The sequence below is a fragment of the Pseudoalteromonas sp. 4NS20-0020 genome, assembly GCF_057554385.1.
Genome location: NZ_BAAJMI010000001.1, coordinates 523289 through 537575, shown reverse-complemented (window position 1 = coordinate 537575; position 14287 = coordinate 523289). Strand labels below are relative to the sequence as shown.

The 14287-nt window shown below is 38.5% G+C and carries 9 protein-coding genes; all 9 read left to right on the top strand.

All coding sequences use genetic code 11. The features are described from left to right. The first annotated feature begins 143 nt into the window (after positions 1-143). The 9 genes from AC27JL_RS02430 (at position 144) to AC27JL_RS02390 (ending at position 14284) form a co-directional block, all read left to right on the top strand. The gene (locus AC27JL_RS02430) at positions 144-935 is read left to right on the top strand and encodes a crotonase/enoyl-CoA hydratase family protein (RefSeq protein ID WP_487194726.1); all 792 of its coding nucleotides are present in this window, start codon (positions 144-146) and stop codon (positions 933-935) included. 88 nt (positions 936-1023) lie between these two features. Then, a complete protein-coding gene (locus AC27JL_RS02425) occupies positions 1024-1377 on the top strand; it encodes a CidA/LrgA family protein (protein ID WP_487194852.1) in 354 nt (117 codons plus the stop codon). Further along, positions 1370-2089, top strand: coding sequence for an LrgB family protein (locus AC27JL_RS02420; protein WP_487194725.1), 720 nt, complete (start codon positions 1370-1372; stop codon positions 2087-2089). The genes AC27JL_RS02425 and AC27JL_RS02420 overlap by 8 nt, the downstream gene beginning before the upstream one ends. A gap of 37 nt (positions 2090-2126) precedes the next feature. Then, a complete protein-coding gene (locus AC27JL_RS02415) occupies positions 2127-2957 on the top strand; it encodes a mechanosensitive ion channel family protein (protein WP_008132787.1) in 831 nt (276 codons plus the stop codon). A 157-nt stretch (positions 2958-3114) separates the two neighbouring features. Continuing rightward, positions 3115-6366, top strand: coding sequence for an nSTAND1 domain-containing NTPase (locus tag AC27JL_RS02410; RefSeq protein ID WP_487194724.1), 3252 nt, complete (start codon positions 3115-3117; stop codon positions 6364-6366). Between the two features lie 20 nt (positions 6367-6386). Beyond that, positions 6387-6767, top strand: coding sequence for a DP-EP family protein (locus AC27JL_RS02405; protein WP_008132792.1), 381 nt, complete (start codon positions 6387-6389; stop codon positions 6765-6767). A gap of 197 nt (positions 6768-6964) precedes the next feature. After that, positions 6965-7954: a sensor domain-containing diguanylate cyclase gene (locus tag AC27JL_RS02400; RefSeq protein WP_039036533.1), complete on the top strand. Its 990-nt coding sequence runs from the start codon at positions 6965-6967 to the stop codon at positions 7952-7954. 337 nt (positions 7955-8291) lie between these two features. Then, entirely contained in the window at positions 8292-11003 is a 2712-nt protein-coding gene (locus AC27JL_RS02395; protein WP_487194722.1) for an endo alpha-1,4 polygalactosaminidase, read from the top strand. Beyond that, a complete protein-coding gene (locus AC27JL_RS02390) occupies positions 11003-14284 on the top strand; it encodes a tetratricopeptide repeat protein (protein ID WP_487194721.1) in 3282 nt (1093 codons plus the stop codon). The genes AC27JL_RS02395 and AC27JL_RS02390 overlap by 1 nt, the downstream gene beginning before the upstream one ends. Positions 14285-14287 lie beyond the last annotated feature (3 nt).

Here is a 14287-nt window from a genome sequence, read left to right as displayed (position 1 = left end):
CCACACTTTGTTAATTATCAAAATAAAACCAAGTCATTCAGACTGCTCATTTACAAATAAATTCAATCTATTTTAAAAACCACATCACTTTACTTCCCTTTTGTAACCGCATAAGCTCAAGCAACAGGTCAGAGGAGTTAATAATGATAAAACTAGAAAAGCAAGACGGTATTGCAACGGTTACCTTGAGTCGAGCTGATAAACAAAACGCATTAAACTTTGCCATGTTTATGTCGTTAAATAACACGATTAAAAATATAAAAAAGGATCGTACTATTCGTGCGGTAATTATAAAGGGGGATGGCGATCATTTTTGTTCAGGGCTTGATATTGCCGCAGTTATGGCCTCACCTTTAAATATCATAAAATTACTGTTTAAGTGGTTACCCGGCAACCAAAACTTAGCGCAAAAAGTAGTACTGGGCTGGCAGTCGTTAAGCGTACCTGTTATTGCACAGATTAATGGCAACTGCTTAGGAGGAGGGTTACAAATAGCGTTAGGAGCAGATTACAGAATTGTACACAATGACGCCAAGCTAGCCATAATGGAAGCTCGCTGGGGGCTTTGCCCTGACATGGGGGCAAATGTAATGATGGGCGGACTTGTTAAACGCGACCAAGCACTTTTACTTGCAAGCCATGCAACCCCTATAACTGCAGAGCAAGCAAACGAGCTTGGACTGGTCACACAACTAACAAACAACACCGAACTTGCAACCCAAACACTACTAAGTACATTACTTGAACGCTCCCCCGATACCCTAGCTGCCATTAAACGTATTACACAATTAAGCTACAAGTCACGGCAACGAAAAATACTCGCAAAAGAAACCTGGAGTCAAATTCGTTTACTAGTAAACCCAAATACAAAAAAAGCCATTGCAAAAGCAAAAGGTAAATCCGATATAAAATACAAAAACGCCAAACGGTGGTAATGCATTAATAGCGGTAATACTAAGGCACAATGTACACGCTGTTATTGATTGTTAAACTAAATGTACCCTATTAAATTGAGTAATAATGATGAAATACCTTTTAAGTAGCGCAATCATTTTGCTGTGTTTAGCCTGCGCTAAACTTATTATGCATTATATAGGAGGCAGCTTTCCTGCCCCTTTACTCGCTATGGTTATTTTATTAGCGTTGCTGCTAGCAGGCATAGTAGAAGAGCAACACCTAAAGCCTTGTGCCTTTCCAATTTTAAATGTTATGCCTATTTTTTTTATTCCCGCTGGCGTTGGCTTTATTGAACACCTAAACCTTATAAAATCTAATTGGCCTTTTTTAATGTCTGTTATTTTTATTGTGCCAGCAAGTACATTATTACTAGTTAGCTCAGTGATGGTTTTTTTCAAAGGCAGAAAAAACAATGACTGAATTAAAGCCTGACATTTGGTGGTTATGTGTTCCTATAATTATTGCTTTGTTTTTACTGCTTAGGGCGTTTAACGTACGCATGAAAAGCAGTGCTTTAAAGTCAATTACAAACCCTGTTTTTTTAAGTATTGCCGTTATTGCTTTGTTATTGATTAACTTAAACCTGCCTTACTCCAAGTTTGCCCATCATAGCCAGCTACTAAGCTGGCTTTTAGAGCCCGCCATTGTCGCATTAGCGCTACCTTTGTATCAGCAGTTTATTCACGTACGTAAAAATCTATTACTCATACTAGGTACTTGCAGTTTAGGTATTGTAAATGCAACTTTTGTGGCTTTTTTATTAAGTGTATTTTTTAAGGTTCCTTCTGAGTTAAGTGCCTCTGTGGCGGCACTTAGCGTCACAACGCCTATTTCGTTAATTGTTACAGATTCATTGGGGGGGATCAGCTCTTTGGCCGCCGCTATGGTTATTTTTATTGGCTTATTAGGGGCATTATTTGGTTTCATGCTGTTTAAATTGGTAAAAATAGGCAGTCATGAATCCCAAGGTGTTGCTATGGGGACGGCCTGCCACGCTATTGGGACAGCAGCGGCACTTGCTGAACACCCTAAAATAGGTGCATTTTCATCAGTAGCTATGGCGCTCAGTGCATTGCTAACCGCCATAATAGTCCCACTCCTCTATCCTTTTTTAGTAAACAGTTTGCTATAGTTTACAAAAATTTAATTACACGAGTTAAGAGCCCATAATGATCAGTTCTGAAATCGAACAGTTTGAAAAGTATTACAACATGCTCACTGAGTATTTAGTTACCTACAGCATGCAAATTGTAGGGGCTGTTTTTATATTGTTGATTGGCCTTTGGATAGCACAAAAACTATCTAAAATAGTCGCCAATTTAATGACTCGCCATAATGTGGATATTACGCTTACAAACTTTGTTAGTAGTGTTGTAAAAGTACTGCTTATTGTTATGGTTATTATTATAGCGCTTGGCAAGATAGGGATAAGTGTTACTCCCTTTGTGGCGGCAATAGGCGCAGCTTCTTTGGGTGCAGGTTTAGCACTACAGGGCATGCTGTCTAATTATGGTGCTGGCCTTGCCATTATCGCTACACGCCCTTTTGTAGTTGGCGATACCATTGAAGTTAAAAATGTAAGCGGTCAAGTTAAAACTATAGAGCTTGGCTACACCATTTTAATAGATGAAGAAAAAGTAGAAATCACCATCCCTAACAAACATATAATGGGCGAAATAATTCATAACTCATTTAGTTACTCGTTAGTTAAGGGTGAAATAGATATTGCCTATAGCGCATGTGCTGATACCGCTATTAATCTTATTGAAGAGGTGCTCAACGCACACGAGTTAGTTGCTCAAAACCCGCACTCGCAAATAGGCATTGAGCGCTTTGCCGATAGCGGCGTTACCCTTAGCTACCGATACTGGGTACCCACCACGAAAATTATAGAAACAAAGTTAGCTATAAACGGTGGAGTGTACAAAGCCATTAACGATGCCAATATCGAAATTCCTTTCCCGCAACGTGTTGTTACCATAAATAAAAACGACCTATAACTGTAAATACAACGCTGGTCTGGCCAAGGGCTGGCGTTAAAATAACTCAACACCACTGACTAAAAGCCATACTGATTTGCCATTTTTTCTGTACTATAAAGTTACAGCTTAACAAGCCGATACATATTTAGATCAACAAAAACAACAATGAGTCACTATGAACCTCAGCCCATTTTATTTAGGCGATTGGCAGGTAAGCCCCCTATCAAACAGCATTCAACATGCTGGTAAAAACAAGCAGCTAGAACCAAAAGCCATGGATGTTTTGATCTATTTATGCTCAAAAAAAGGGGAGCTTGTTAGCAGTGACGAACTACTTAACCACTGTTGGAAAAATATTGAAGTAGGTGATAATCCGTTACATAAAACAATCACACAGTTACGTAAAGCTCTTGGCGATAAAGCAAGTGCACCACAATACATAGAAACAATAAGAAAACGTGGCTACCGTATTATTGCAAAGTTAGACTTTCCTTTAAGTGAAGAAGCCCCCAAAGTAACAAGCTGGCAAGGTGGCTCCCCCTTCTTAGGATTAAGCGCTTATAATACAACCGATAATCACCTGTTTTTTGGCCGAAATCAGGCTATTACCACTTTATTGGAAAGAGTGGCTAGCCAAGTGAATTTTGGTCGCGCTTTTTGCTTAATTTTAGGTCCAAGTGGTACTGGAAAATCATCCTTAGTGAACGCAGGCATTTTACCTAAACTGCTTGATGAACGCGGCTACAACGGGATTGGTGTTGTTTCGTATACTCATCTAGATTTTGCAGATATTGACCACAGTCGACTTTATTTAGACTTAGCGTCTGCCATGCTTGATTGGGATATAAATAACCTTCCTGTATTTGATGGTTTAAGTGCCGAAACACTCGCCCAGCAATTAACGCAAAACACCAATAACGTTATTCATACTTTAACAAATGCCCTAACTAAAACGGTAACAACACTCAAAAACCCGAAATTATTTTTGTTCATAGATCGTTTAGAGGTCCTACTTTCATCACCTTTATTTGATAACGAAACACGTAGCCAATTTTTATCGGTTATTGAACGCTTAGCAACGTCTAAAGCAGTCATTGTATTCAGTGCATGTAGAAACGACTTTTACCCTTTAGTTGTTGAGCAACCAAGCCTTATGGCAGGTAAAGCTCATGGCGCACATTACGACTTAACACCACCAAACAGGCACGAACTACAACAAATTATTCGCATGCCAGCAATAACCGCTAATTTATCGTTCTCACAAGACCCACACACTAAAACACCACTGGATGAAATACTTTGCGCCGACACCGCCAATAACCCCGATGCACTGCCCATGCTGCAATACACTCTGCAAGAGCTGTACTTACAGCGCAGTGGCAACAACGAGCTACTGCACAGTATTTACACAAAGCTCGGTGGTATTGAGGGCGCCATAGGTAAGAAGGCAGAAGATGTATTTATTGCCCTTAGTAACGAGCAACAGCAGCAACTAAAAAGCGTGTTATCGCAATTAGTAACGCTAAACCCTGACGGTAAAACCGTCACTAGCCGCGCAGCCCGCTGGCAAGCATTAACAAACATCAGCCAAAAAGAGCTTGTACAAGCCATGGTCGACAGCCGCTTATTTGTATCGCACTTACAAAATGGCGAAGCCTGTTTTAGCCTTGCGCACGAAGCCTTATTACGCCAGTGGCCACGAGCAGAGCAGTGGATAAGCGATCACAAAGATGCATTAGCAATAAAAAGCCGCTTACAACACCAAGCACAAAATTGGATAGATGAAGATAAAAGTAGTGCTTACCTCCTTGCACCAGGTAAACCGCTACAAGAAGCGCAGCTATTACTTAATGATAAGCTATTTAAATTAGACGATGACGAACACGCCCTTATAGCCAGCTCTCTTAAGCATAGTAAAACAAAAACAACCATAAAACGTGGCACGGTCGCTTTGCTTTTTTTACTTACCTGCGTAGCCCTGTTTATGAGTTTTACCAGCTATCAAGCACAGCAACTTGCACAGCAAAAACGCCAAGAAGCCGAAAGCTTACTCGGGTTTATGGTCGGCGACTTTGCGGATAAATTACGTAGCGTTGAACGTATGGACTTACTTGATGGTATTAGTAATAAAGCACTTGAGTATTTTACTGATCAAACTGACGATTCAAGTTCACTTTTTAGCTTTAGCAATAATAAAGCACAATTTAACAACCGTTTTCAGTACGCACAAACCCTTGAGGCTATGGGGGAAGTGGCCTATTCGCGCGGAAAAACCATTGAGGCCTTCACCGCCTTTGAAAACGCCCGCATTCGCCTTGAGGCATTATTAAAAATTCAGCCAAACAACTTAGAGCTACTCACGCTTGCAGGCGCCAATGCCTTTTGGCTTGGTCAATTAGCTTATGATCAAAATGATCATCAAGCTACTGAGCAAATGTTTAAAAGATACCACGATTACAGTAAAAAAATGTATGCGCTGGCAGCCAATGATTTTAACTCCATTATGGAATTATCGTATTCATCTAATTCTTTAGGTTCTTTATACATAAAAAAATCTAACTACAGCGCTGCAAAAAAGAACTTTGCAGAGTCACTTTTACTTAAGAATAAAGCGCTTGAACTGAAACCTAATAACAAAGACTTACTTCGAGATAAATCCGATACAATTAGTTGGCTTGCAAAAACAGAAGAGAGGCTAAGTAACTTTAATGAAGCAGTTAATATATTAGAAGCTGCAGTTAAAGTAATCACAAAATTGATTGCTAACTACCCTAGTGATGCAAGCCTTTTTTACACATCAGCAAACCTATATATGCAACAAAGTTATTTACTGAGCTATTTGAGTGATAAACGGATGGCACATAAAAAAGCCAGCTTGGCTAATCAAGTTATCAATGAAGCTTTAGTACAAGATCCAAAAAACAATAAATTTCAGCTTATGTATTATCGCTCTTTAGCACTTTCACTAATGCTATCTACTGATGAAGCTACTGACTCAACAATTGAAAAAATAATTAATTTTTTAAAATCTCAAAATTTTAAAAATACCAGCACTATTAATACACAAATTACACTGATTCAATATTTTATAAATAGACAATCATCACTCAAAGCGCAGAAGTTATTAACTGAGCTTGAGAATAATGAAAACTACAAACATCAATTATCCAACCTAACTAAAACTGGTGATTACTTAGTATATACAAGAATAAACTTAATCAAAGCAAACTTAGCTACAAATAATAAACAGCGAGAGCAATTTTGCTTAAGCGCTATCAAAGCTATTTCTGAAGCTGCAAAAATAAGTCAGAGCGTAAAAATAACATACCCACTAGTACAAGCTTATACCTGTTTAAACAGGGAAGACGAGATATCAGAAATAAAAACAAGCCTAGTTAAATTAGGCATTACGAACTTCCAACTATAATTACTCATAAAGGAAATAATATGAATAACACCCTAGAAAATGTCGACTTTCAAGTAAATATTAAACTTAACAACAGTGAAGCTATTTTTAGCTATACAAAAAATGGCGAACCCGCTACTGGCGGTGGTGTTGTAAGAACTGAAACCGCTGGCAACTATAATTTAGACGACGCCACAATTCAAAATGGTTTCGTATTTACTGGCGCTACTATCACCGATATCGACACACAAAAACCATGCGCCCAAGACTTCAGCTATAAAGTAAGTGACAACGGCCACACAATTATCATTACCGACACAGATGAAAATAATGGCTCTGTATGCTTAATTTTTAACGTTGAATGTAATGGCAATAAATATGAAAGCGCTGATCCACAAGTTAAGAATGAAAAAGAACTCTAATTAGTAATACTTATTTTTAAATTGCACAGGACTAATTTATGCCTGTGTAATTAATTTATAACCCCCCTTAGCTATCAACCAATAATAACCAATAAAACAACAACTTAAAAAAGAAGATTACCGAAAGGTTTAAAACCCATAAATTGAATACACTGCTAGACATCAAGTTTCATTAACAATAAAAATGAGCAACTGCCATGTCTAACAATAATCAACACAGCAAACTAAATAACGAAAATATCGCTGTATCAACATTAGTAAACAGCCTTTCTGAGCGTGTTAACAATGAAAAAATAAGCGCGATTATTAATGTCACTAACGTGATGGCCGATGCTATATTTATTGTGAATGCACACGGTGTTTTTGAATCGGTAAACCCGGTAGCTGCACGATTTTTTAATGTTCCTTCAGATATATTAATTGGTAAAAAGTGGCAGCATTTTTTACAAGAGCAATACCGTGACGATTACGAATACATGTTTGAAAGTTGGAAAAACAATTATCAAACGCCGCTAAATCATGGCCCCAAAGAAGTAAAAATAATTAAAGCTAATGGTAACTTTTTAGATGTAGAACTTTCGGTTTCATGCATTCCACCAGCAACAACTAATAATACTCCTTTATTTATTTGTATCATGCATGACATTTCTAAACACATAAAAAAGTATAAAGTACTCGAAACACTTTCAAAGCTCGATCACCTAACGGGTATTGCAAATCGTGGAACGTTAGAAAAAACAATCCACAAAGATTGGCAAACATGTCTAATGAACAAGCAACCATTAAGTTTTATATTGATTGATATTGATTATTTTAAATTATTTAACGATAACTTTGGGCATGTAAAAGGTGACAAATGCTTGCAAAAAGTAGCAAAAACAATTGAAGAATGCCTGCCGTCAAAAGACAGCTTAGTTGCCCGATATGGTGGAGAAGAGTTTGCCGTGGTATTACCGCGATCTCATATTTCAAACGCTGAGATGATAGCCAAGCGTATTCAAGATAGAATTTTAAATTTAAACTTTAGAGAAATAGGCCTACCTGACAACGTTAAAATTAGTGTTAGCCAAGGCTTAGCGTGTGAATACAATAACCAATATAGAACATCTGAAGCATTAATGTGTGCCGCCGACAGCGCTTTGTACAGAGCTAAATCGCAAGGAAGAAACATGATTTGTATTAGGTAATGATTAATATTTAAAACAATAAACTTTTTAAAGGCCATTTTATAAGCGAAATGGCTTTTAAATTTATCCAGAACTGACAATAAAAACTTACATTTCTTTACAAATTTCGTTTAAAATCCAAGCCTTTCTTAAAGGTTTTATTTATTTAAATTCATTAACTTGCAATAATAACACCACCTAAATAATAGATTAATTTAGTATAAATTTAAAACAACATGATAGACCTTTTATTTTTGTTAACATATAATAATACTTAATAACTAATACAAAATAACTAGAAAAGCCTCGAAATGCTTTCCTTTGAGCAATAGTTTAAAATTAACATAACGAATCATTAATGAAATATATTTTATGGCTTTTGCTTTTAGTATCAGCGCAGTTACTAGCAAAGCCCGTTAATAACAGCATCGCTTTTTACTATTCAGCCCCAATGCCTTTAGCTGAAATGACTTTTTACTCACGCGTTGTTGTGCAACCTGAGTTAGTGACTGAGCATGAATTAAATTGGTTTAAAGAACGTAACATTGCTGTTTATGCTTATTTGAGCATTGGCGAATCATATAATAAAAGTGACTATTCACTTACTACAAACCCGAATTGGAATAGCTACATTTCCGATTTAACTTCAAAGCAATGGCAACAACAATTAAATAGCTCGGCTGTTATATTAAAAGAACGTGGCTTTAGTGGGTTGTTTTTAGACACCCTTGATAGCTATCAATTATTAGATAACGAACGTTACGATAAATTAGCGCAGCAAGCTGGATTAGTTTCAATAATAAAAGATCTGTCTTTAGTATTTAAAAAGCAATTAGTGCTCAATCGTGGCTTTGAATTACTGCCAAGCCTACAAAACCTTGCAACCGACTTAGTTGCTGAGGGATTATTTAGCCACTTTAATCCACTTGATAATAGCTACAAGTTAACCTCTAAGAACGATCAAGCATGGTTAACAACTCAACTTAAAAAAGCGCAAAGCTTAGGTTTTAATGTTCAAGTTATTGACTATGCAAAACCTGACAAACGTCTTGTAATGGCTGAAAAAATTATCGCTTCTGGGTTTAGTGCTTGGGTGACCGATGGGCATTTACAAACCTGGGGAACATCAACTATTAGCCCCGTGCCTAGGCGCGTACTTATTCCGTACAATAGTGACTTAAAACCCCTTATTTATTCTACAGTTCATTTAAAGCTAGCCACTCTTATTGAGTATTTAGGTTATATTCCTGACTACATTGATATAGCAAAACGAGAGTTGCCATTAGTTGATCCAAGTTTACATGCTGGAATTGTTTCATGGACAAACATGGGGGGCTTTTACTCCCCAAGTGTAATAAATTGGCTCGAAGCTAGCCTAGGTACAGTGCCTCAGTTAGTGGTAGGCGAGCTACCACAATCAGCTAAATTATTAGCCGCATTAGGCGTGGAAACACTTAACAGCTCCCCTCCAGGGCCTTATGAACTTAACTATTTAGCACCATGGTTAAAAGGTGAGTCAAGCTCTTCACCTGCCATTACCAAACCTTATTTATTAAAATTAGCGCCTAAAGCCACCACTCTTATTGATATAAAAGCAGCTGATGGCAGCACAATTGTACAAAGTGCCAAAACCAAATATGGCGCGGTTATTGTTGCCCCTTGGCTAATTGATACGCTCCCAATGGAAGGCAGTAACTGGGTTGTTGACCCACTGACACTGCTTACTAAAGCGATGGGGTTACCCACAATACTCGCTCCAGACACAACGACCGAAAGTGGCAGACGAATGCTTACTATGCATATAGATGGGGATGGCTTTACCAGCATTGCACACTTTGAAGGAAGTCCTTATGCAGCAGAGGTCATTCGCGATGACATTATTAAACCTTATAAACTTCCCATTACATCTTCTATTATTCAGGCTGATATAGAGCCTGGAGGAATTCATGCTAAGCACAGTAAAAAACTAGAAAAAATTGCGCGCAGTATTTTTGAACTTCCCTATGTAGAGGTCGCTTCGCATACTTATAGTCACCCTTACTTTTGGACCGCGCTTTCTGGCCGAAAAGAAATCGACAAAGAAGATACAGATTATGGGTTTCACCTAGATGTACCTGGCTATGACACAATTAGCTTAGAAAAAGAAATTACCGGCACCATTAACTATATTAATGAAAGGCTTGTACCTAAAGGAAAAAAAACAGTGCTAATGCTATGGTCTGGCGACGCTACACCTGGGCCAGACGCATTAAAAATAGCACGCAATGCTGGCGTACTAAACGTAAATGGTGGTAATACAGACGTAAATGGTGATAACCCAAGCCTTTCCCATATATCGCCAATTGCCCGCCCAGAAGGTGATTTGCTGTACCAAATTTATGCACCAATACTGAACGAAAACGTATACACTAATTTGTGGCATGGCCCTTTTTATGGGTTTAAGCGCCTAACAGAGACCTTTGAAATAACCGAAAAGCCATACAGGTTAAAGCCCTATACTATTTACTATCATTTTTACTCTGGCGAAGTTCCTGCGGGGCTTGATGCTCTAAAGCATAATATTGACTATGTATTACAAAGACCCAACACCCCGGTGTACTTAAGTCACTATGCAAAAATTGCGAAAGATTTTTACTTTTCGGCCTTAGCTAAAAATAGTAAAGGAGATTGGCTGTTTAGCTCAAAAAACATTCGCACCCTTCGTATACCCAGCGACTTTGACATTGCAAATATATCTCAAAGCGATGGGGTATTAGGGGTAACGCAGCAAGGCGACTACGTACATACTGTAGAGGGTATTTCGCGTATTAGTTTTGACCATAGCCAAAAAGATAATTCCCCCTATTTAGCCTCTGCCAATGTAGTAATAGACACATGGCAAGTAAATGGCCCGGTTAGTTTTAAAGCGTGGATACCAGCAACATTTGATTTAGTGAATGCCCACTCATGCCAATTTATATCTCACATGGGAAAAAGTTATAAAGGTATCACTCGCGGAAAATTAACCCACTTTAAACTACCTGCAGGTGAGTTTTTGGGTTATTTAAACTGCACAGGGGTTGCTAAGTAATGAATACCAAAAAGCGCCCTCATTTAGTTTCTATAAAAACAATTTTAACAATACTCGCTGTTAGCTGTTTTTCATTGTATGCGCTATTTCCGCACACCCTATTCTTTGAAGACGATGCACTTTCGCAAGACTACACGTTTGAAAAGTCATACTTGCATGCTGCACTTAATACAGACCCTAACAATGAAAAGCTGCGCGCTAAATTGGCTGAACTTCATATAGCATTGAGTGAATATTCAAACGCAACTAATGAGCTTGAAAAACTGCCAAAAAGTAAGCGAAAAACAGAACTTGAAATAAAGTTACTTTACTCATTATGGCTTGCAAGTGGTGCCAATGTAGATGACCGATTTGAAGAACTTTCATTAAAGGTTAGTGCCTATAAACCATGGAACGAAGACATTCTTAGCATAGCTAAAGCACTCGGCTTGAATGTAAAGCTTGCACAATATTATGAAACACACAAAAAGCCGTTAATTGCCGCTGATTATTGGTTAACCGCAGGCCAACCTGCAAAAGCGTTGCTGCTTTACAAAAATAACATGAGCGAAACAATAGCCGAAAAAGCCATTGAAACCGCACTGGGTGCAAACGAAGCGGTGCAAGCTTATGCGTGGTGGAAGCAATATGGAGATCAATCAAATACAAAGCGCACACTTTATCTTGCTGACTTAGCAGGCAATAAAGAAGATGCAATTATTGCAGCTACAAAACTGCTGCAAGAAGAGCCTAACAATATTAAGTATTTAACACAGGCAATGCAGCTTCACTTAGCAAATGGCGATGCTAACGGCGCTGAATTATTGCTTTCAAAACTACTAAAACAAAAACCTAACGATAAAGATCTTCATTTACTAAATTGGAAAATAAAGCGCTGGCTCAATAAGCCAAGAGCTGCGCTCAAAGAATTTAAATGGTTAATGATAAATAAAGCCGTTACCGCATCAATGCTTACAGACAGTATTAACGATGCAACGGCTTTATACTTGTACCAAGACGCTAACGACATTTACGCTTACAAAGCTAAAAATAGGCAACTAAAAGGCAATGGCTTTACTAAATGGATGCAAACCAACGAGTTTATTGGCGATGCCAAACAAGAGCTGAAGCATATAGAGCGTTTTGAAAGCATAAACGGTAAAAGCGTATTATCACAATATTGGAAAGCAAAAGTATTACATGACACAGGTAACTTAAGCGGTTTACGTAATTTATGGCCTATTTATCAGGGCCCCAAAAACGAAGAAGATTTAATGTGGCTAGCCCGTGCGTTTTGGTTAAATAACGACTTTAACACGGCACTAACCATTTTAAAGCAAAAGCAGCAAAGTACCGACGACGAGTTTTGGAGTGCTCGCGTTGACATGGCGCTCAGGGTAAATGATAAAAAAGAACAGCTTTATGCCCTTGAACAACTTAAATCACTGGGTAAATTAGGCGAAAGCGATTTATTGCAGTACCAGCAAATACGCTTTGAAGGCAACCCCAAAGCGTTACTTGCGCATTTATGGCAGCAATCTTCGCTGAGCGAAAATCAGCTAATTGACATTGCTAATTTAAGTACGCAAATAAACGATTCAAACGCCGTTGAACGAATCTATGACGAACTGAACAAGCAACGCTACAACAAGGCGCTATACCCTGCTTGGTTAACGCTTGCTAGCTGGTATCAAAATCAGAGCGATTTAAATTCAGCGTATACAACGCTCAACCGCGCCGCAAAACTAAGCGAATACAATCCTGACGTAGTACTTGTGCAAGGTTGGTTAGCACTGCAGATGCACGACAGCATCATGATTAAACGTATTTTAAATAACTATGCTGACAACAACCCAACATATGCGTGGGGTCAACTTTTAGCGAGCTTATCTATTTATGAAAAGTCATATAACAGTGCTTATTTTTACTTACGTAAACTAGCGATAGCTGAGCCTAGCGACTTAACCACATTAGTAAACTTAGCCGATGTAATGAAACAACTCGGCTATCACGCCAACGCCACAGAGCTTAATCATTATCTTCTTCAACATTTACCTAAAGATAAATATGCATATCGAGGACTTATGTTTAGATGGGCTGGCGCTATGGCTATGCCACATTTAATGCAGCTAAACACACTCGATGAGTTAGCCCCTGAAACCATAGGCACAGCACAAGCAAACTGGTGGTTATCACGCCGTGCTGCGCAAAAACTTGAGCCCTGGCAAGCACTTCAGCTGTACATGACTCAAGGTGAATTTAGTAAAGTAAAACAATTATTTGATACAAATACACTTGGCAAAAACGATCAGTTAAGTGCGCTTTTATACTTGAACCAACCTTATGCAACTATGCAACGTTGGTATGAAGAGCTAATTAACGAGCCAAACGAAGCTCAGCTAGGCTTTTTAAGAAACGCGCGCACAGCTTACTTTCGCGCATTTGAAGTAAATCTATCACCGCAAGCCGGGCTAAATAGTACGCAATACGACATAAATGTGTATTTTCCTTATGCAAAAGGCCAGTGGAAACTGAGCCTTAGCGATCAGCAAAACCTTGGTAATAACGGACTGCTGTTCGCAATAGAAAATACAATGACGTTTGGCCGGTGGGCTTTTAATGCAAAAGTTGATACGCATCAGGGCGATATTGTTAGCCGACAAGGCTTAAGTTTAGACTCTCGTTATCAGTGGGATGCGCGTACTCAGGTTGGCGTAAACTTACAATACAACGCCGAAAACCGCCAATCTGAAGTGTTACTAAGTTATGCGCAACTTAATAAAGCCACGGCTTATATAAATTATAATATTGATAACAGGCAAAGCGTGCAGCTATCAGCTGCTGCAATGTCGTTCACGCGTAGAGACAACGACAGCACACTCGTTAATGGACAAGAATATAACGCACGCTACCAATACAGTATTTTAAAAGATCGCCCTATTTGGAACGCCTACTTTAGTGCGCAATGGCAAGACTTTGACCCAGTAAATACTGCTATTAATACAAATAGAAGACCCAGACGCATAGTTATTGAACCTTTTAGGCGTTTTGCCCTAGGTACTTCTTTTGCCTCAACAGGCTCATTAACGCCCCCATACTTGGGTGCCAGTCCGTCTTGGTTATTTGACATAAGTACAGGCTACCAAACACTGAACGATACAATTGATGTATCTGTTTCCAGTGGTGCTGGATGGTCAGTACTTGGTGATGATTTATTTAAATTACAGCTCGGTTACCAAAGTAGTAATAAGGTCGGTAACTCAGATACACAGTTACAATTAGGATATTACATACATTTTTAATGT